This window comes from Pseudomonas wayambapalatensis, assembly GCF_049942315.1.
Lineage (GTDB): Bacteria > Pseudomonadota > Gammaproteobacteria > Pseudomonadales > Pseudomonadaceae > Aquipseudomonas > Aquipseudomonas wayambapalatensis.
Genome location: NZ_JBNFMU010000161.1, coordinates 1 through 20,128, shown reverse-complemented (window position 1 = coordinate 20,128; position 20,128 = coordinate 1). Strand labels below are relative to the sequence as shown.

Below are 20,128 nucleotides of genomic sequence, written 5' to 3'. Positions count from 1 at the left end.
GGGGTCGGGCTTTTTTTTGCATGGCTGGCAAGGAGTAGGGTAATGGCGTTTGGCAGAACGGGTCGGTTGCTGGCCTGCATGGTGGCCTTGGCATCCTCGCAGGCGATGGCCGCCGGCAAATGTGAAAAGCTGGTGGCCACCGGCAGCCCGGATGCACCGCCGTACTCCTGGCAGGACCCGAAAGACTCTCGGCACCTGATCGGTGCTAACGTCGACCTGCTGCGTCAGGTGGCGGACGAGTTGGGGGTGCGGGTCGAGGTGCTGCATGCCGGGCGCCGCGAGCAGGCGCTGGAAGAGGTGCGCAGCGGGCGGATGGACCTGTTGCTGGACACGCCGATGCAAGTCGGTCAGTTGACTGCGCTGGACTACATCCATCCACCCCTGCAGCTCAACGAGTACCTGGTCTGGACCCGCCACGACTCCGCACTGGATTTCGACGGTCCGGCGGATCTGGCCCGCTATCAGGGCAGCCTTTCGGAGAAGGCACGGCTGACCCCGGCGTTCGAAGCGTTCGCCAAGTCCCAGCTCAAGCTGGTGCCTGCGCAGAATCTTACCCAGGCCTTCCAGAAGCTGGTGCTGGGGCAGGTCGATTACGTATTGGCGGGGCGCTATTCGGGGATGGCCATGACCCAGAGCCTGGGCATGAGCAACGACCTTGTCGCGCGCGGCCTGCCAGTGGATCGTCCGGGGCTGTACCTGGCCGTGTCGCACAATTCGGCCTGTAACGATGCCTGGCTGCGTGGGCAACTGGCTAAAAAGCTGACAGAATTGCCGATCTCTGGCGCCTCCGAGTCGGTGCTGCAGCGGAATGTGGAGCGCTGGAAAGCGCAGATGCAGATGACCGGGGACGCCCCCAAACAGTAGGAAGAATGCGTGAGAACCCAACCACTGATCCTGGTCCTGGCTTTTGCAGCCCTGGCCGGTTGTGCCAACGATCCGGCTCCTCATGAGCAGATGCGCCTGTCCGAGCAGGCGCTGGAGCAGGCCAAGGCTGTCGGCGCGACTGAGCAGGTCGAGGCGTTCAAGCTGGCCGAAGACAAGTTCGCTCGGGCCAAGACCAACATGGCCAGCGAAGATTTTCGTGATGCGCGCATGCGCGCCGAGCAGGCCGAGCTGGATGCACGTCTGGCCGAGGCTCAGGTGTTGACCCAGAAAAGCGAAGAGCAGTTGAAGGTGACCGAGTCGCGGATCAAGCGCCTGCGCAAGCAGCTGGAGGTACAGCCATGAGCCGTACATTCAAGCCCGGCGCCGCCTTGGTCGTGCTGGCGTTGGCCGTCGGCCTGCAGGGTTGCGCGAGCCAGCGCAGCGAGTCGGCGCTGGACGATGCCACGGCTGCGTTCCAGAAGGTCAAGGACAACTCCGACGTGCTGCGCAGTGCGCCGCGTGATGTGATCCGTGCAGGTGAGTCGCTGGCGCGAGCAGAGCGCCTGGCCAGTTATGTCGGCAGTGGCACCGACGTACGCCACTATGCCTACCTCAGCCAGCGCTACAGCGAGATCGCCCGCGAGCACGCCAATCTGGCGCTGAACCAGGAGCGCCTGGCCAAGCTCGACCTGGAGCGCCAACGTCTGCAGTTGGCGCTGCGTGAAGCGAAGCTGGCCAGCGTGCAGCAGCAGGGCAAGTGGGTCGAATCGCAGATCGCCGCCCTGGCATCGGAGCAGGCCGATCGCGGCCTGGTGATGACGCTGGGGGACGTGCTGTTCGACACCGGCGAGGCGGAACTCAAGAACTCCGCCAGTCGCACGGTGCTCAAGCTGGTGCAGTTCCTGCAGCTCAATCCGCGCCGCGTGGTACGAATCGAGGGCTACACCGACAGCACCGGGGCGGCTGAAGACAACCTGAAGCTGTCCCGTGACCGCGCGCAGTCGGTGGCTGACATGCTGGTCGACCTGGGCATCGACGAGAAACGCATCGAGGTCCAGGGGTATGGCGACCAGTACCCGGTCGAGGTCAACGCCTCGGAGCGGGGCAGGGCGCAGAACCGCCGTGTGGAGATCGTGTTCTCCGATGAGAAGGGCAAACTCGCGCCGCCGCGCTGAGGGCTGTTCGGGTGCTGCCTGGCACCCGTGCTGACGGTTCGTCTGTTCGCCGCTGTCAAGCAAGTGTAATGTCGACTATTCTCGGAACTGTCCCAGTACACTTTGCAACTGTTACGGTATTCTGTCTCGACTGTGAGTCGTACAAGAACAACGAACCCGTCCGCGCTTCGAGAATCACCATGACCAACCTGCTGTTGTATCAGCGCATTGCCCAGCAACTGGCCGATGACATCCGTCGCGGTGTCTACCAGCCAGGCGAGCGCGTGCCTTCCGTGCGCAAGATGAGCGCCCAGCTCAATGTCAGCCATGCCACGGTGCTGCAGGCCTACGCCAACCTCGAGGATCAGGGCCTGATTCGCGCCCGTCCGCAGTCTGGCTACTATGTCCACCAGACACCCGCCCTGACCGCGCAGACCCCGGATATCGCCCGGGTCGAACGCCCCGGGTTGGTTACCCGTGCCAGTATCATCCAGCAAGTACTCACTGAAGCACGCCGCGACGGTGTGTTCCCTTTCGGGGCTGCTGTTCCGCATGTGGACTACTTGCCGGTTCGAGCGCTGCACCAGCAGATCGCCAAGGTGACGCGGTTCCACAGCCCGCGTGCCTTCAGCTACATGTTCAGCCCGGGGTTCGAGCCGCTGCGTCGGCAGATCGCCATTCGCATGCGTGACGCTGGCGTGCTGGTCGACCCGCGCGAGGTGATCGTCACCCATGGCTGTGTCGACGCCCTGCAGATGGCGCTGCGCGTGTTGACGCGTCCTGGCGACCTGATCGCCGCAGAGTCACCGACCTACTATGGGCTTCTGCAGTTGGCGGACCTGCTGGGTCTGAAGGTGATCGAGATCCCCAGCGACCCGTCCACCGGCATCAGCCTCGAGGCGCTGCAACTGGCCGCCAACCAATGGTCGATCAAGGCCCTGGTGCTGACGGCGCGCCTGAGCAACCCTCTGGGCGGGACCATTCCGGAAGAGCGGCAGAAACAGTTGCTGCGCCTGGCGTCAGACTTCGATATCCAGATCGTCGAGGACGATATCTATGGCGAGCTGATGTTCGAGCAGGGGCGAACCAAGGCGCTGAAGGCGTTCGACCGGCTGGATCGGGTGATTTACTGTTCGAGCTTCTCCAAGACACTGTCGCCAGGGGTGCGCGTCGGCTGGATGATTCCTGGGCGCTACCAGGACGAAATCCAGCGCCTGCAGACCTTCACTACGCACTCGGCCTGCAGTGTCACCCAGATGGGCGTAGCGGCCTATCTCGAGAACGGCGGCTACGACCGTCACCTGCGCTTCATCCGTCAGGAGTACCGCAAGAACCTCAGTGCCTATCAGCTGGCGGTGCAGCAGCACTTCCCGGAAGGCACGCAGATGACTCGGCCTACGGGTGGGTTCATTCTCTGGGTCAGCCTGCCGGGGCGAGTCAATACTCAGGAGCTGCATGTTCGGGCGCTGGAGCAGGGCATCAGCATCGCGCCTGGCCTGATCTTCAGCAACACCGAGCAATTCAATCACTGCATCCGCCTCAATTGCGGGATTCCCTGGAGCAAGGAGGCTGAGCGGGCGGTGATGACCTTGGGGTTGCTGGCCCAACAATTGTGTCGAGAGTCTGCTGTCTCGATTTTGTAGCTTGTCATAAGGGCAGGGAACAGGGAGCATAAGCATTTTTATGCCATGCTCTTGATGCCCATGAATGCGTTTCGCCCTACTGCCCTGATGCTGTGTCTTGCGCTGTCCTGGTTGCCGGGGGCATCTGTGCAGGCTGCGCAGACGCATGCAAAGAGCGAAGTGTCCCAGGGCAAGACCGCCAAGCAAGCGGTAAAAACCCCGGCGAAGGCGGCCAGCAAGCCGGCAAGCAAGCCTAAGCCAAAGAGCAAGCCGGTCAGCAAGCCACTGCCCAATCCCAAGCTCGATCTCAGCCTGCCGAGCGAGATGGTGAAGAACCTCAAGCCGGATGTCGGCAATGCCCCGTTGACGCGCAAGCCCTTGCTGCCGTCGATGTTCCCCGAAAAACCCGCATCCGATGACAGCCCGTTCCAGCTCAATGGCCGGCTGATCAGCAACGAGATGCAGCTGCAGTTGCGCAACGACAGTCGCCGTGATGTCGAGGGTGCTGCCATCGATTTCGAATTTCGCAACTGACTACCGAGTCACTTCGGATTTCATCGGCTCGGTAATTTCAAACATATGTTTGAGCGGTTAGTATCCAGGGATGTCCGTCCCGTTCAGCTCCAGGGAGTCCAGTTGTCATGAAATGCCGTGAGGGCTGCGGTGCCTGCTGCATTGCCCCGTCCATCAGTTCGCCGATCCCCGGCATGCCCCAGGGCAAGCCGGCGGGCGAGCGTTGCCTGCACCTGTCCGTGGACAATCTTTGCGCCTTGTTCGGCAAGCCCGAACGGCCAAAGGTCTGTGGCGGGTTCAAGGCGGAGGTGGATGTCTGCGGTAGCGATCGCGACGATGCGATCAGGATCATTGGCTGGCTGGAGCAGATGACGGCGGCGTGACGTTTGGATCTTCGACAAAAGGAACAAGATGATGAGATCGATCAAGCGCGTTGTACTGCTGTGTGGCATGGGTGTATTGCTGGCGCCGACGGCCTGGGCTGAGAATTGGCAGGTGGCCAAGGACGAGGAGGGCATCAAGGTGTTCCTCAGCGAGGTGGCGGGCTCCAAGTACAAGGCCTACCGCGGGGTGATCGTCATCAAGGCGCCGCTGGCCAAGGTCAAGGCGTTGCAGGAGGATGTAGTCGGCGCCTGTGCCTGGGTGCATGAGTGCAAGTCGCAGAAGTTGCTCAAGCATGAAGGTGACCAGAGCTGGACCTACACCCAATTCAATACGCCATGGCCCGTGACGCCGCGCGATTCGATCCTGCATGTCACCACGGTGCAGGAGGCTGATGGCAGCCTTACCCGCAAGCTCGAGGGTGAGCCGAAGTACCTGCCGGAGGAAAAGGGCTTCGTGCGCGTGGCGCAGGTCGAGGGCTTCTGGAAGCTGGTGCCCAAGGGCGACAGTACCGAGGTGACCTATCAGGTGCACACCGAGCCGGGTGGTAGCGTGCCTTCGTGGTTGGCCAACAAGTTCGTGGTGGATGCGCCGTTCAATACGCTGAAGGGCTTGCGTGAGCGGGCCGAGAAGAACTGAGGTTCTTTCGTCTAAAGGCCCAATGAAAAAGGCTGCCCGAGGGCAGCCTTTTTGCGTTCAGCCTGGGCGGCTTACTTGCGGTCTTTCAGTGCGGTGATGTCGCGCTGCGGCTCGCCGGTGTACAGCTGGCGCGGACGGCCGATCTTGTACGGGCCAGAGAGCATTTCCTTCCAGTGCGAGATCCAGCCCACGGTACGTGCCAGGGCGAAGATCACGGTGAACATGCTGGTTGGAATGCCGATCGCCTTGAGGATGATCCCCGAGTAGAAGTCGACGTTCGGGTACAGCGAGCGCTCGATGAAGTAAGGATCGGTCAGGGCGATCTCTTCCAGGCGCATCGCCAGTTCCAGCTGCGGGTCGTCCTTGATGCCCAGCTCGCGCAGGACTTCGTCGCAGGTCTGCTTCATCACGGTGGCGCGCGGGTCGCGATTCTTGTAGACGCGGTGGCCGAAGCCCATCAGCTTGAACGGATCGTTCTTGTCCTTGGCCTTGGCGATGAACTTGTCGATGTTCGAGACATCGCCGATTTCATCGAGCATGGTCAGGACCGCTTCGTTCGCGCCGCCGTGGGCAGGGCCCCACAGTGCAGCGATACCGGCGGCGATACAGGCGAACGGGTTGGCACCCGAAGAGCCGGCCAGGCGCACGGTGGAGGTGGAGGCGTTCTGCTCGTGGTCGGCATGGAGGATGAAGATCCGGTCCATCGCCTTGGCCAGCACCGGGCTGATCGGTTTGATCTCGCACGGGGTGTTGAACATCATGTGCAAGAAGTTTTCCGCGTACGACAGGTCGTTGCGCGGGTACATCATGGGCTGGCCCATGGAGTACTTGTACACCATCGCTGCCAGCGTCGGCATCTTCGCGACCAGGCGCACGGCGGAGATTTCGCGGTGCTGCGGGTTATTGATGTCCAGCGAGTCGTGATAGAACGCCGACAGGGCGCCGACCACGCCGCACATGACGGCCATCGGGTGGGCGTCGCGGCGGAAGCCGTTGAAGAAGGACTTCAGCTGCTCGTGGACCATGGTGTGGTTCTTCACGGTGCTGACGAACTGGGCTTTCTGCTCTGCGTTCGGCAGTTCGCCGTTGAGCAGCAGATAGCAGGTTTCCAGGTAGTCCGATTGCTCGGCGAGCTGTTCGATCGGGTAGCCGCGGTGCAGCAGCACGCCCTTGTCGCCGTCGATGTAGGTGATCTTCGACTCGCACGAGGCGGTCGCCATGAAACCAGGGTCGAAGGTGAAGTGACCGGATGCCCCCAACCCGCGGACGTCGATAACATCGGGACCAACGGTGCCGGTTAAAATGGGCAGCTCTACGGGGGCTGCGCCCTCGATGACCAACTGCGCTTTTTTGTCAGCCATGTGGCCTCCTATTAATGCTTGAAATCATCAGACAGACCCCCCACGCAGGGCCCGCACCACTATAGAGGGATAAATTCGAATGTCAATTTGCCTAAAGGCTGGTTGAAACACCCTCCAAGCCCATGATTTTCACGAAATTGCCGCCCATTTACGCCTTTTGTTCGCTAAAGGCAATGCGCTATTCGGGCGAGCCCCTCACGTTGTCATAAGCAGCCTAACTGTCTATACTCGGCAGCCGACTCCCAGGGGCTTTCCAGCCCGCCCTGCTGGGTGTCGTGTTCTCTTCGGTGGTGGGTACCTGACCAGTACACTTACCAACAACTTTGCCCTGTTCGCTAGGGGCTCTTCAGTGTGAAAAAAGCCGTGAAAAGCCAACGACCTGTAAACCTAGACCTAAGGACCATCAAACTCCCGATCACCGCGTACACGTCCATTCTTCACCGTATTTCCGGCGTCATCCTGTTCCTCGGCCTTGCCATCATGCTGTACGCATTGGGCAAGTCGCTGGGTTCCGAGGAAGGCTTTGCCGAGGTGAAGGCGTGTCTGACCAGTCCGCTGGCCAAACTGGTGACCTGGGGCCTGCTGTCCGGCCTGCTGTATCACCTCGTCGCAGGTGTTCGCCACCTGATCATGGACATGGGTGTCGGTGAGACGCTGGAAGGCGGCAAGCTGGGCTCGAAAATCGTGATCGTCATCTCCGTGGTGCTGATCGTTCTGGCGGGAGTTTGGGTATGGTAACTAATGTCACGAACCTGTCGCGTTCGGGCCTCTATGACTGGATGGCGCAGCGCGTCTCGGCGGTCGTTCTCGCGGCTTACTTCATCTTCCTGATCGGCTACCTCGCGATCCACCCGGGCATCGACTATGCCCAGTGGCACGCTCTGTTCTCCAACAACGCGATGCGGATCTTCAGTCTGCTGGCACTTGTCGCGCTGGGCGCTCACGCCTGGGTCGGCATGTGGACCATCGCCACCGACTACCTGACGCCGATGTCGTTCGGCAAGTCGGCGACTGCGATTCGTTTCCTGTTCCAGGCGGTATGCGGCGTTGCGATGTTCGCTTACTTCGTCTGGGGTGTGCAGATTCTCTGGGGTATCTGATTCATGGCTAACATTCCAACCATTTCCTTCGACGCCATCATCATCGGTGGCGGCGGTGCGGGCATGCGCGCCGCACTGCAGCTGGCTCAAGGCGGCCACAAGACCGCTGTAGTCACCAAGGTGTTCCCGACCCGTTCGCACACCGTTTCCGCCCAGGGCGGCATCACCTGTGCCATCGCTTCGGCCGACCCGAACGACGACTGGCGCTGGCACATGTACGATACCGTCAAGGGTTCCGACTACATCGGTGACCAGGACGCTATCGAATACATGTGTCAGGAAGGCCCGGCTGCGGTCTTCGAGCTGGACCACATGGGCCTGCCGTTCTCGCGTACCGAAACCGGCCGTATCTACCAGCGTCCGTTCGGTGGCCAGTCCAAGGACTTCGGCAAGGGCGGCCAGGCCGCGCGTACTTGCGCCGCGTCCGACCGTACCGGCCACGCCCTGCTGCACACCCTCTATCAGGGCAACCTGAAGGCGGGCACCACCTTCCTCAACGAGTACTACGCCGTTGACCTGGTCAAGAACCAGGACGGCGCTTTCGTCGGTGTGATCGCGATCTGCATCGAAACCGGCGAAACCATGTACATCAAGTCCAAGGCCACCGTTCTGGCCACTGGCGGTGCGGGCCGTATCTACGCTTCCACCACCAACGCCCTGATCAACACCGGTGACGGTATCGGCATGGCCCTGCGTGCAGGCGTACCGGTACAGGACATCGAGATGTGGCAGTTCCACCCGACCGGCATCGCCGGCGCCGGTGTACTGGTCACCGAGGGTTGCCGCGGTGAGGGTGGCTACCTGATCAACGCCCACGGCGAGCGCTTCATGGAGCGTTACGCGCCGAACGCGAAGGACCTGGCTGGCCGCGACGTGGTCGCCCGTTCCATGGTCAAGGAAATCATCGCCGGCAACGGCGTGGGCCCGAACAAGGACCACGTACTGCTGAAGCTGGACCACCTGGGCGAGGAAGTGCTGCACAGCCGCCTGCCAGGTATCTGCGAACTGTCCAAGACCTTCGCCCACGTCGACCCGGTGGTCGCGCCGGTTCCGGTCGTACCGACCTGCCACTACATGATGGGCGGCGTTGCCACCAACATTCATGGCCAGGCCATCACCATGGACGCCGAAGGCAAGGATCAAATCATCCCAGGCCTGTTCGCTGTGGGTGAAGTGGCGTGCGTATCGGTTCACGGTGCCAACCGCCTGGGCGGCAACTCGTTGCTCGACCTGGTGGTCTTCGGTCGCGCTGCCGGCCTGCACCTGGAAAAAGCACTGAGCGACGGCGTCGAGTACCGCGACGCGAGCGACACCGATGTCGACGTTGCCCTGAACCGCCTGAACAAGCTCAACGAGCGTACCACCGGCGAAGACGTTGCAAGCCTCAAGCGCGAGCTGCAGAGCTGCATGCAGAACTACTTCGGTGTATTCCGTACTGGCGAATACATGCAGAAGGGTATCGAGCAGCTGGCCGGCCTGCGTGACCGCATTGCCAACGTCAAGATCAACGACAAGTCCCAGGCCTTCAACACCGCGCGTATTGAAGCGCTGGAGCTGCAGAACCTGCTGGAAGTTGCCGAGGCGACCGCCATCGCGGCCGAAGCCCGTAAAGAATCCCGCGGCGCTCACGCCCGTGAAGACTTCGAAGACCGTGATGACGAGAACTGGCTGTGCCACACCCTGTACTACCCGGGTGAGAAGCGCGTTGCCAAGCGCGGCGTCAACTTTGCGCCGAAGACAGTTCCTGCCTTCGAACCAAAAGTCCGGACTTACTAAGGGTGGCCGCTATGTTGAAAGTCGAAGTTTATCGTTACAACCCGGACACCGACTCGGCGCCCAAGATGGAGTCGTTCGACGTCGATACCGGTGGCAAGGACCTGATGGTGCTGGACGTACTGGCACTGATCAAGGAGAAGGACGAGGGCTTCTCGTACCGTCGCTCCTGCCGTGAAGGCGTTTGCGGTTCCGATGGCATGAACATGAACGGCAAGAACGGCCTGGCTTGCATCACCCCGCTGTCGGGTGTGGTCAAGGGCAACAAGCTGGTCCTGCGTCCGCTGCCAGGTTTGCCAGTCATTCGTGACCTGGTCGTCGATATGAGCATCTTCTACAAGCAGTACGAGAAGGTGAAGCCATTCCTGCAGAACGACACCCCGGCTCCGGCCATCGAGCGTCTGCAGTCGCCGGAAGATCGCGACAAGCTGGACGGTCTGTACGAGTGCATCCTGTGCGCTTGCTGCTCGACCTCCTGCCCATCGTTCTGGTGGAACCCGGACAAGTTCCTGGGCCCCGCCGCGTTGCTGCAGGCCTATCGTTTCCTGGCCGACAGCCGTGACACCAAGACGCAAGAGCGTCTGGCGTCGCTGGATGACCCGTTCAGCGTATTCCGCTGCCGCGGGATCATGAACTGCGTGAACGTCTGCCCGAAGGGTCTGAACCCGACCAAGGCGATCGGCCACGTACGTAACATGCTGCTGCAAAGCGGCACCTGATTCGAAAATGTTGCACCAGCAGTAAGCCGAAGCGCGGGTGGTGAGCCCGCGCCGAGGTAAAACCCGAGCAAGGGCCCAAAAAGCCCGCGCTCATTACCTATGAAGATATGAGACCAGCAGGGGCTTCCGGGCTGGTACCCGGAAAATCTGCAGGATCCAGGTGGCGTGGTTAGTCGCTGTGTTCGGACTTTTCCAGGTTTGCGTGGCTCTTGCCGATCCGTCCCCTAACCGAGGGTGACCAAGCATGCAAGAAAGCGTGATGCAGCGCATGTGGGAAAGCGCCCACCTTTCAGGTGGTAACGCTGCATATGTGGAAGAGCTCTACGAGCTCTACCTGCACGACCCTAACGCTGTGCCAGAAGAGTGGCGCACCTACTTCCAGAAGTTGCCCGCCGACGGCAGCACCGCTACCGACGTATCGCACTCTACGATCCGCGACCATTTCGTACTGCTGGCAAAGAACCAGCGCCGCGCCCAACCGGTTTCCGCCGGGAGCGTGAGCAGTGAACACGAGAAGAAGCAGGTTGAAGTGCTGCGACTGATCCAGGCCTATCGTATGCGCGGCCATCAGGCTGCCCAGCTCGACCCGTTGGGGTTGTGGCAGCGCCCTGCGCCCGTAGACCTGTCGATCAATCACTACGGCTTGACCAATGCCGACCTTGATACGACCTTCCGTGCCGGCGACCTGTTCATCGGCAAAGAGGAAGCGAGCCTACGCGAAATCTTCGAGGCGCTGCAGAAGACATATTGTCGCACCATTGGCGCCGAGTTCACCCACATCGTCGATTCCGAGCAACGCAGCTGGTTCCAGCAGCGCCTCGAAAGCGTTCGTGGCCGTCCTGACTTCTCCGTTGACGTGCAGACTCACCTGCTCGAGCGCGTTACCGCGGGCGAAGGCCTGGAAAAATACCTGGGCACCAAGTACCCGGGTACCAAGCGCTTCGGTCTGGAAGGCGGCGAAAGCCTGATTCCGATGCTGGACGAAATGATTCAGCGTTCCGGCTCCTACGGCACCAAGGAAGTCGTGATCGGCATGGCCCACCGTGGCCGTCTGAACGTGCTCGTCAACACCTTCGGCAAGAACCCGCGCGAGCTGTTCGACGAGTTCGAAGGCAAGAAGATGAACGAGCTGGGCTCCGGTGACGTGAAGTATCACCAGGGCTTCTCCAGCAACGTCATGACCCCTGGTGGTGAAGTCCACCTGGCAATGGCGTTCAACCCGTCCCACCTGGAAATCGTCTCGCCAGTGGTAGAGGGTTCGGTTCGTGCCCGCCAGGACCGCCGCAACGACACCGTTGGCGACAAGGTCCTGCCGATCTCGATCCACGGCGACGCGGCCTTCGCAGGCCAGGGCGTGGTCATGGAAACCTTCCAGATGTCGCAGACCCGCGGTTTCAAGACCGGCGGTACCGTGCACATCGTGATCAACAACCAGGTCGGCTTCACCATCAGCAACCCGCTGGACGCGCGCTCCACCGAGTACGCCACCGACGTGGCCAAGATGATCCAGGCGCCGATCCTGCACGTGAACGGCGACGATCCGGAAGCTGTGCTGTTCGTGACACAACTGGCCATCGACTACCGCATGCAGTTCAAGCGTGACGTGGTGATCGACCTGGTCTGCTACCGTCGTCGCGGCCACAACGAGGCCGACGAACCGAACGGCACCCAGCCGCTGATGTACCAGCAGATCACCAAGCAGCGCACCACCCGTGAGCTGTACGCCGACGCGCTGATTCAAGCCGGTCGCATCGACGCCGAGCGCGCCCAGGCCAAGATCGACGAATACCGCAACGCGCTGGACAACGGCCTGCACGTGGTCAAGAGTCTGGTCAAGGAGCCGAATCGCGAGCTGTTCGTCGACTGGCGTCCGTACCTGGGCCATGCCTGGACTGCGCGTCACGACACGCGCTTCGACCTCAAGACCCTTCAGGAACTGTCGGCCAAGCTGCTCGAGCTGCCAGAAGGTTTCGTCGTCCAGCGCCAGGTCGCCAAGATCTACGAAGACCGTCAGAAGATGCAGGCCGGTGGCTTGCCGATCAACTGGGGTTATGCAGAGACCATGGCCTACGCCACCCTGCAGTTCGAAGGTCACCCGATCCGCATGACCGGCCAGGACATCGGCCGTGGCACCTTCTCGCACCGTCACGCGGTGCTGCACAACCAGAAGGACGCCAGCACCTACGTTCCGCTGAAGAACCTGTTCCCAGGCCAGCCGAAGTTCGAACTGTACGACTCCTACCTGTCGGAAGAAGCCGTACTGGCCTTCGAATACGGCTACTCCACCACCACGCCGAATGCGCTGGTGATCTGGGAAGCCCAGTTCGGTGACTTCGCCAACGGTGCGCAGGTGGTGATCGACCAGTTCATCACCAGCGGCGAGCACAAGTGGGGTCGTCTGTGCGGCCTGACCATGCTGCTGCCGCACGGCTACGAAGGCCAGGGCCCCGAGCACTCCTCGGCCCGTCTGGAGCGTTACCTGCAGCTGTGCGCCGAGCACAACATCCAGGTGTGCGTGCCGACCACGCCGGCGCAGATCTACCACCTGCTGCGTCGTCAGGTCATCCGCCCGCTGCGCAAGCCGCTGATCGTGCTGACGCCAAAGTCGCTGCTGCGCCACAAGCTGGCCATCTCGACGCTGGAAGATCTGGCAGAAGGCTCGTTCCAGACCGTGATCCCGGAAATCGATGCCATCGATCCGGCCAAGGTCGAGCGCCTGGTGCTGTGCAGCGGCAAGGTCTACTACGACCTGCTGGAAAAACGTCGTGCCGAAGGCCGCGAAGACATCGCCATCGTGCGTATCGAGCAGCTGTATCCGTTCCCTGAGGACGACCTGGTCGAGATCCTGGCGCCTTACACCAACCTCAAGCATGCAGTTTGGTGTCAGGAAGAGCCGATGAACCAGGGTGCCTGGTACAGCAGCCAGCATCACATGCGCCGTATCCTGGGCCGCCACAACAAGGCGCTGGTCCTGGAATACGCCGGTCGCGACGCTTCTGCCGCGCCAGCCTGTGGTTACGCATCGAAGCACGCCGAGCAGCAGGAAAAACTGCTGCAAGACGCGTTCACTGTCTAACGCCTTCGCGCACCTGAAACCGAATTTAAGGAAACACTGATAATGGCTATCGAGATCAAAGCCCCAACCTTCCCGGAATCGGTTGCCGATGGCACCGTTGCCACCTGGCACAAGAAGCCGGGCGAAGCCGTCAAGCGTGACGAGCTGATCGTCGACATCGAGACCGACAAGGTCGTCCTGGAAGTTCTGGCCACCGCTGATGGCGTGCTGGGCGACATCGTCAAGGGCGAGGGCGACACCGTACTGTCCGACGAAGTCCTGGGTTCGATCGTTGAAGGTGGCGCCGCTGCTGCTGCGCCTGCTGCTGCCGCTGCTCCGGCTGCCGCTCCGGCCGCCGCCGATGCAGGTGAGGACGACCCGGTTGCCGCGCCTGCCGCGCGCAAACTGGCCGAAGAGAACGGTATCGACCTGGCCACCGTTTCCGGTACTGGCAAAGGCGGTCGTATCACCAAGGAAGACGTGGTGGCTGCAGTCGCCAACAAGAAGTCGGCCCCTGCCGCACCTGCTGCCAAGCCGGCTGCCGCTGCCGCTGCTCCGGTTGTCGTCGCTGCTGGCGATCGCACCGAGAAGCGTGTGCCGATGACCCGTCTGCGCGCCAAGATCGCTGAGCGTCTGGTCGAAGCCCAGTCGAGCATGGCCATGCTGACTACCTTCAACGAAGTCGACATGACCGAAGTCATGGCCCTGCGTTCGAAGTACAAGGACCTGTTCGAGAAGACCCACAACGGCGTACGCCTGGGCTTCATGTCGTTCTTCGTCAAGGCCGCCACCGAGGCGCTGAAGCGCTTCCCGGCAGTCAACGCTTCGATTGATGGCAACGACATCGTTTACCATGGCTACGCGGACGTCGGCGTTGCCGTCTCCAGCGACCGTGGCCTGGTGGTACCGGTGCTGCGCAATGCCGAGTCGATGTCGCTGGCCGAGATCGAGAACGGCATCGCCACCTTCGGCAAGAAGGCCCGTGACGGCAAGCTGTCGATCGAAGAGATGACCGGCGGTACCTTCACCATCACCAACGGTGGTACCTTCGGTTCGATGATGTCGACCCCGATCGTCAACCCGCCGCAGGCCGCGATCCTGGGTATGCACAACATCATCCAGCGTCCGATGGCGATCAATGGCCAAGTGGTCATTCGCCCGATGATGTACCTGGCGCTGTCCTATGACCACCGCCTGATCGACGGCAAGGAAGCGGTAACCTTCCTGGTGACCATCAAGAACCTGCTGGAAGATCCGTCCCGTCTGCTGCTGGACATCTAATCACGCAGCTGCACGCTGCAGGCGACAGGCTCCCGACCGGAGCAGGTCGCCTTGCCGCGTGCGGCTTGTAGCTTGAAGCTGATAAGGAATCTTTTATGACCCAGAAATTCGACGTAGTGGTGATTGGTGCGGGTCCTGGCGGCTATGTTGCTGCCATCAAGGCTGCCCAACTTGGTCTGAAGACTGCCTGTATCGAGAAGTACACCGACGCCGAGGGCAAGCTGGCCCTGGGCGGCACCTGCCTGAACGTAGGTTGCATTCCTTCCAAGGCGCTGCTGGACAGCTCCTGGAAATACAAGGAAGCAAAAGAGAGCTTCAACGTCCACGGCATCTCCACTGGCGAAGTGAAGATGGACGTCGCCGCGATGGTTGGTCGCAAGGCTGGCATCGTCAAGAACCTGACCGGTGGCGTTGCCACCCTGTTCAAGGCCAACGGCGTTACTTCGATCCAGGGCCACGGCAAGCTGCTGGCTGGCAAGAAAGTCGAAGTCACCAAGGCTGACGGTACCACCGAAGTCATCGAAGCCGAGAACGTGATCCTGGCCTCCGGCTCGCGTCCGATCGACATTCCGCCGGCTCCGGTCGACCAGAATGTGATCGTCGACTCCACTGGCGCCCTGGAATTCCAATCGGTACCCAAGCGCCTGGGCGTGATCGGCGCTGGCGTCATCGGCCTGGAGCTGGGCTCGGTCTGGGCTCGCCTGGGTGCTGAAGTGACCGTGCTGGAAGCGCTGGACACCTTCCTGATGGCTGCCGACACCGCCGTGTCGAAAGAAGCTCAGAAGACCCTGACCAAGCAAGGCCTGGACATCAAGCTGGGCGCGCGCGTCACCGGCTCGAAAGTCAACGGCGACGAAGTCGAAGTGACCTACACCAACGCCGAAGGCGAGCAGAAGATCGTCTTCGACAAGCTGATCGTTGCGGTCGGCCGTCGTCCTGTGACCACCGATCTGCTGGCTGCCGATAGCGGTGTGAACATCGACGAGCGTGGCTACATCTTCGTCGACGACTACTGCGCCACCAGCGTGCCGGGCGTCTACGCCATCGGCGACGTAGTTCGCGGCATGATGCTGGCACACAAGGCCTCGGAAGAGGGCATCATGGTCGTCGAGCGCATCAAGGGCCACAAGGCTCAGATGAACTACGACCTGATCCCGTCGGTTATCTACACCCACCCGGAAATCGCCTGGGTCGGCAAGACCGAACAAGCATTGAAAGCCGAAGGCGTTGAGGTTAACGTGGGCACCTTCCCGTTCGCGGCCAGCGGCCGTGCGATGGCTGCCAACGACACCGGTGGCTTCGTCAAGGTCATCGCCGATGCCAAGACCGACCGCGTCCTGGGTGTTCACGTGATCGGCCCATCGGCTGCCGAGCTGGTTCAGCAAGGCGCGATCGCAATGGAATTCGGCACCAGTGCCGAGGACCTGGGCATGATGGTCTTCAGCCATCCGACCCTGTCCGAAGCGTTGCATGAAGCAGCGCTGGCTGTGAATGGCGGTGCCATTCACGTGGCCAACCGTAAGAAGCGTTAATTATAAAAACCACGGCGGGCTGCCCGTCGTGGGTCTTGCGTGCAAGATCCACCGCGGAATGTCCGCCGGACCGGGCCACCGGAAAAATCCGGGGTTAACGGTCACAGGTGGCGCGGCTCTGGAAACAGCGCAGCGCCGAAGCGCAGTACCTAACGAAGACGGTAAAAAGCATGAATCTTCACGAGTATCAGGGTAAACAGCTGTTCGCTGAGTACGGCCTGCCAGTTTCCAAGGGTTTCGCTGTCGATACCCCTGAGCAAGCCGCAGAAGCCTGCGACAAGATCGGCGGTTCCGAGTGGGTTGTAAAAGCCCAGGTCCACGCTGGTGGTCGCGGTAAGGCGGGCGGCGTCAAGCTGGTTCGCAGCAAGGAAGACGCCAAGGCGTTCGCTGCGCAGTGGTTGGGCAAGAATCTGGTGACCTACCAGACTGACGCCAACGGTCAACCAGTCTCCAAGATCCTGGTCGAATCCTGCACTGACATCGCCAAAGAGCTGTACCTGGGCGCTGTAGTGGATCGTTCGAGCCGTCGTATCGTGTTCATGGCTTCCACCGAAGGTGGCGTGGACATCGAGAAAGTCGCTCACGAAACTCCTGAGAAGATCCTCAAGGCTACCATCGACCCGCTGGTCGGCGCTCAGCCGTTCCAGGGTCGCGAGCTGGCTTTCCAGCTGGGCCTGGAAGGCAAGCAAGTACAACAGTTCGCCAAGATCTTCGTAGGTCTGGCCAAGCTGTTCAAGGACCATGACCTGGCCCTGCTGGAAGTGAACCCGCTGGTGATCAAGGCCGACGGCGACCTGCACTGCCTCGATGCCAAGATCAACATCGACGCCAACGCCATGTACCGTCAGCCTAAGCTGAAGACCTTCCACGACCCGTCCCAGGACGACGCCCGTGAAGCCCACGCTGCCAAGTTCGAACTGAACTACGTAGCGCTGGAAGGCAACATCGGCTGCATGGTCAACGGTGCCGGTCTGGCCATGGGTACCATGGACATCGTCAACCTGCACGGCGGCAAGCCAGCCAACTTCCTCGACGTTGGTGGTGGTGCTACCAAGGAACGCGTTACCGAAGCGTTCAAGATCATCCTGTCCGACAGCAATGTCGCGGCCGTTCTGGTCAACATCTTCGGTGGTATCGTTCGTTGCGACATGATTGCCGAAGGCATCATCGGTGCAGTGAAAGAAGTCGGCGTGAAAGTACCGGTCGTTGTCCGCCTCGAAGGCAACAACGCCGAACTGGGCGCTAAAGTACTGGCAGAAAGCGGTTTGAACATCATTGCGGCAACCAGCCTGACCGACGCTGCTCAACAAGTTGTCAAAGCTGCGGAGGGCAAGTAATGAGCGTCCTGATCAATAAAGACACCAAAGTCATCTGCCAGGGCTTCACCGGCTCGCAGGGTACTTTCCACTCCGAACAAGCCATCGCCTACGGCACCAAGATGGTCGGCGGCGTCACCCCAGGCAAGGGTGGCACCACCCACCTGGGCCTGCCGGTGTTCAACACCGTCAAGGAAGCTGTGGAAGCTACCGGCGCTGACGCTTCGGTCATCTACGTTCCGGCTCCGTTCTGCAAGGACTCGATCCTGGAAGCGGCCTTCGGCGGCATCAAGCTGATCGTCTGCATCACCGAAGGTATTCCTACCCTCGACATGCTGGACGCCAAGGTCAAGTGCGACGAGCTGGGTGTCACCCTGATCGGCCCTAACTGCCCAGGCGTCATCACTCCGGGCGAGTGCAAGATCGGCATCATGCCAGGCCACATTCACTTGCCAGGCAAGGTCGGTATCGTTTCCCGTTCCGGCACCCTGACCTACGAAGCGGTCAAGCAGACCACCGACGCCGGCTTCGGCCAATCGACCTGCGTCGGCATCGGCGGCGACCCAATCCCAGGCTCCAACTTCATCGACATCCTGAAGCTGTTCCAGGAAGACCCGAAGACCGAAGCGATCGTCATGATCGGTGAGATCGGCGGTTCGGCTGAAGAAGAAGCTGCTGCCTACATCAAGGCCAACGTCACCAAGCCTGTCGTTTCCTACATCGCTGGTGTTACCGCTCCTGCGGGCAAGCGTATGGGCCACGCTGGCGCCATCATCTCCGGCGGTAAAGGCACTGCAGACGAGAAATTCGCTGCACTGCAGGACGCTGGCGTGAAGACCGTGCGTTCCCTGGCTGACATCGGCAAGGCCCTGGCCGAGCTGACTGGCTGGGAAGCCAAGAAGTAAGTAACACGCTATACCCCCCACGCGCACAAAGGCCACCTACGGGTGGCCTTTGTCGTTCTGGGTCGTCCCGCGATGGGCCCGGAAATGACAACTCAGATTATTCGATCGGGCCCATAGGATTTTTCCAGCAGACGATGGTTTCAATCCGAGGATAATCCAGCCATCCTCGGTCACGCAGACGTCAAACACATACACACATCGGACAACCAGCACCATTGCAGTGCGTTTGCCCGGCAAATTCTGTAACCTACGCGTTCACTCTGTGCCCGTACCCCAAAAGGGAACGACACGCTAAACGGGTCTGGCTCATCAAGCCGGGCAGCATTTCCCTCATCCATGTGGAAATCCCTTCTCGAATCCCGATTTCAGCAGTGTGGTACTTCCTTAAATGAAAGTGTTAAAAGGCCAGGATATCCTGGCGCTTGGCTTTATGACGTTCGCGCTTTTCGTCGGTGCGGGCAATATCATCTTCCCGCCTATCGTTGGCCTGCAGTCCGGTCCGCACGTGTGGATGGCGGCGCTGGGCTTCCTGGTCACCGCCGTGGGTCTGCCAGTCATTACCGTGGTTGCCCTGGCGAAGGTCGGTGGCGGGATGGATGCCCTGAGCAGCCCGATCGGCAAGTTCTTCGGCGGCCTGTTGGCGGCAGTCTGCTACCTCTCGGTCGGCCCGCTGTTCGCTACCCCGCGCACCGCGACCGTTTCGTTCGAGGTGGGTGTGGCGCCACTGACCGGTGAAAGCCCGCTGGCGCTGTTCATCTACAGCCTGGTGTACTTCGCTGTGGTGCTGGCCGTGTCGATGTATCCGGGCAAGCTGCTCGATACCGTCGGTCGCTTCCTGGCACCGCTGAAGATCATCGCCCTGGCGGTGCTCGGCATTGCTGCCTTCGCGCTGCCAGCGGGCTCGATTGGTGACGCGCAGCCGGCTTACGTCGCAGCTCCGTTCTCCCAAGGCTTCATCAATGGCTACCTGACCATGGATACCCTCGGTGCCCTGGTGTTCGGCATCGTCATCGTCAACGCCATCCGTTCGCGCGGTGTGGAGTCGCCCAAGCTGATCACTCGCTACGCCATCATCGCCGGCCTGATCGCCGGTGTCGGCCTGGCGCTGGTGTACATCAGCCTGTTCCGCCTCGGCGCCGGCAGCCATGAGATCGCTGCGAACGCGAGCAACGGTGCTGCGGTTCTGCATGCCTACGTGCAGCACACCTTCGGCTCGCTGGGCAGTGGTTTCCTGGCCGTGCTGATCGCGCTGGCCTGCCTGGTCACTGCCGTGGGCCTGACCTGTGCCTGTGCCGAGTACTTCAGCCAGATCCTGCCGCTGTCGTACCGTGCCCTGGTGGTGATCCTGGCGGGCTTCTCGCTGCTGATCTCGAACCTGGGCCTGACCAAGCTGATCATGTTCTCGATCCCGGTGCTGACCGCCATCTACCCGCCATGCATCGTGGTCGTGGGCCTGAGCTTCGTGAAGGACCTGTGGAACTCGCCGGTACGCATTCTCGCGCCGGTCATGCTCGTTTCGCTGCTGTTCGGCATGGTCGATGCGATCAAGGGCAGCAGCCTGGCGCACATCCTGCCGGACGCGGTGGCGCACTTGCCGCTGAGCGAGCAGGGCCTGGCCTGGCTGGTGCCTTCGGTGATCGCCCTGGCCGCCGCGGTGGTCTGTGATCGTCTGCTCGGCAAGCCACGCGAGGCGCTGGCCTGATGGGTGAAGCCTGCAGCGGGTGCTGGCCACAAGCCTATTGACACTTGCTGGATGTTTGAGCCCGAAGCCCCGTATCCGAAAGGATGCGGGGCTTTTTGCTGGCTACTGTTTCTGTAGGAGCGGGCTTGCCCGCGAACAGGCCCGCCCTGGCAAGATGGTTTTCACAACCTCAGTGTGCCTTTCATCGATAGCCAGCGTCGAATCCGCAGGC

At 61.3% G+C, this 20,128-nt stretch carries 18 protein-coding genes; 17 read left to right on the top strand and 1 reads right to left on the bottom strand.

Translation table 11 applies throughout. From position 1 onward, the window contains the following. Positions 1-42 precede the first annotated feature (42 nt). The 7 genes from ACPZMI_RS10375 (at position 43) to ACPZMI_RS10345 (ending at position 5,173) form a co-directional block, all read left to right on the top strand. Positions 43-864: a substrate-binding periplasmic protein gene (locus tag ACPZMI_RS10375; protein WP_186707975.1), complete on the top strand. Its 822-nt coding sequence runs from the start codon at positions 43-45 to the stop codon at positions 862-864. Positions 865-873: 9 nt separating this feature from the next. Continuing rightward, a complete protein-coding gene (locus ACPZMI_RS10370) occupies positions 874-1,227 on the top strand; it encodes a DUF4398 domain-containing protein (RefSeq protein WP_065864902.1) in 354 nt (117 codons plus the stop codon). Next, positions 1,224-2,039, top strand: a complete 816-nt coding sequence (locus ACPZMI_RS10365; protein ID WP_186707977.1) for an OmpA family protein — start codon at positions 1,224-1,226, stop codon at positions 2,037-2,039. The genes ACPZMI_RS10370 and ACPZMI_RS10365 overlap by 4 nt, the downstream gene beginning before the upstream one ends. 179 nt (positions 2,040-2,218) lie before the next feature. Next, complete coding sequence (locus ACPZMI_RS10360; protein WP_186666236.1) at positions 2,219-3,661, top strand: aminotransferase-like domain-containing protein; 1,443 nt, start codon at positions 2,219-2,221, stop codon at positions 3,659-3,661. A gap of 60 nt (positions 3,662-3,721) precedes the next feature. Then, positions 3,722-4,174, top strand: coding sequence for a hypothetical protein (locus tag ACPZMI_RS10355; protein WP_186720093.1), 453 nt, complete (start codon positions 3,722-3,724; stop codon positions 4,172-4,174). A gap of 107 nt (positions 4,175-4,281) precedes the next feature. Beyond that, positions 4,282-4,536 (top strand): YkgJ family cysteine cluster protein, encoded by a 255-nt coding sequence (locus tag ACPZMI_RS10350; RefSeq protein ID WP_186666234.1) that lies wholly within the window; start codon positions 4,282-4,284, stop codon positions 4,534-4,536. Positions 4,537-4,564: 28 nt separating this feature from the next. Beyond that, positions 4,565-5,173 (top strand): START domain-containing protein, encoded by a 609-nt coding sequence (locus tag ACPZMI_RS10345; protein ID WP_426352170.1) that lies wholly within the window; start codon positions 4,565-4,567, stop codon positions 5,171-5,173. A 71-nt stretch (positions 5,174-5,244) separates the two neighbouring features. On the opposite strand, the gene gltA is transcribed toward ACPZMI_RS10345, so the two are convergent. Then, complete coding sequence (gene gltA, locus ACPZMI_RS10340) at positions 5,245-6,534, bottom strand: citrate synthase (RefSeq protein ID WP_054894257.1); 1,290 nt, start codon at positions 6,532-6,534, stop codon at positions 5,245-5,247. A 351-nt stretch (positions 6,535-6,885) separates the two neighbouring features. Here gltA and sdhC point away from each other — a divergent pair, with 351 nt between their 5' ends. From sdhC to brnQ, 10 genes are all read left to right on the top strand, one after another. Next, on the top strand, positions 6,886-7,272 hold the full coding sequence (gene sdhC, locus ACPZMI_RS10335; RefSeq protein ID WP_023628897.1) for a succinate dehydrogenase, cytochrome b556 subunit: 387 nt from the start codon (positions 6,886-6,888) through the stop codon (positions 7,270-7,272). Beyond that, on the top strand, positions 7,266-7,634 hold the full coding sequence (gene sdhD / locus ACPZMI_RS10330) for a succinate dehydrogenase, hydrophobic membrane anchor protein (RefSeq protein ID WP_054894255.1): 369 nt from the start codon (positions 7,266-7,268) through the stop codon (positions 7,632-7,634). The genes sdhC and sdhD overlap by 7 nt, the downstream gene beginning before the upstream one ends. A gap of 3 nt (positions 7,635-7,637) precedes the next feature. Further along, positions 7,638-9,410 (top strand): succinate dehydrogenase flavoprotein subunit, encoded by a 1,773-nt coding sequence (gene sdhA, locus ACPZMI_RS10325; protein WP_054894254.1) that lies wholly within the window; start codon positions 7,638-7,640, stop codon positions 9,408-9,410. A gap of 11 nt (positions 9,411-9,421) precedes the next feature. After that, positions 9,422-10,126, top strand: a complete 705-nt coding sequence (locus ACPZMI_RS10320; protein ID WP_012315348.1) for a succinate dehydrogenase iron-sulfur subunit — start codon at positions 9,422-9,424, stop codon at positions 10,124-10,126. A gap of 244 nt (positions 10,127-10,370) precedes the next feature. After that, on the top strand, positions 10,371-13,202 hold the full coding sequence (locus tag ACPZMI_RS10315) for a 2-oxoglutarate dehydrogenase E1 component (protein WP_186666232.1): 2,832 nt from the start codon (positions 10,371-10,373) through the stop codon (positions 13,200-13,202). A gap of 42 nt (positions 13,203-13,244) precedes the next feature. Further along, complete coding sequence (odhB, locus tag ACPZMI_RS10310; protein WP_426352169.1) at positions 13,245-14,462, top strand: 2-oxoglutarate dehydrogenase complex dihydrolipoyllysine-residue succinyltransferase; 1,218 nt, start codon at positions 13,245-13,247, stop codon at positions 14,460-14,462. Between the two features lie 95 nt (positions 14,463-14,557). After that, positions 14,558-15,994, top strand: a complete 1,437-nt coding sequence (lpdA, locus tag ACPZMI_RS10305; protein WP_054894251.1) for a dihydrolipoyl dehydrogenase — start codon at positions 14,558-14,560, stop codon at positions 15,992-15,994. A gap of 170 nt (positions 15,995-16,164) precedes the next feature. Next, on the top strand, positions 16,165-17,331 hold the full coding sequence (gene sucC / locus ACPZMI_RS10300) for an ADP-forming succinate--CoA ligase subunit beta (protein ID WP_011534748.1): 1,167 nt from the start codon (positions 16,165-16,167) through the stop codon (positions 17,329-17,331). Next, on the top strand, positions 17,331-18,215 hold the full coding sequence (sucD, locus tag ACPZMI_RS10295) for a succinate--CoA ligase subunit alpha (protein WP_016393102.1): 885 nt from the start codon (positions 17,331-17,333) through the stop codon (positions 18,213-18,215). Before sucC ends, sucD begins: the two co-directional genes overlap by 1 nt. A gap of 388 nt (positions 18,216-18,603) precedes the next feature. After that, positions 18,604-19,917, top strand: a complete 1,314-nt coding sequence (gene brnQ / locus ACPZMI_RS10290; RefSeq protein WP_054894250.1) for a branched-chain amino acid transport system II carrier protein — start codon at positions 18,604-18,606, stop codon at positions 19,915-19,917. The last annotated feature ends 211 nt before the right edge of the window (positions 19,918-20,128 follow it).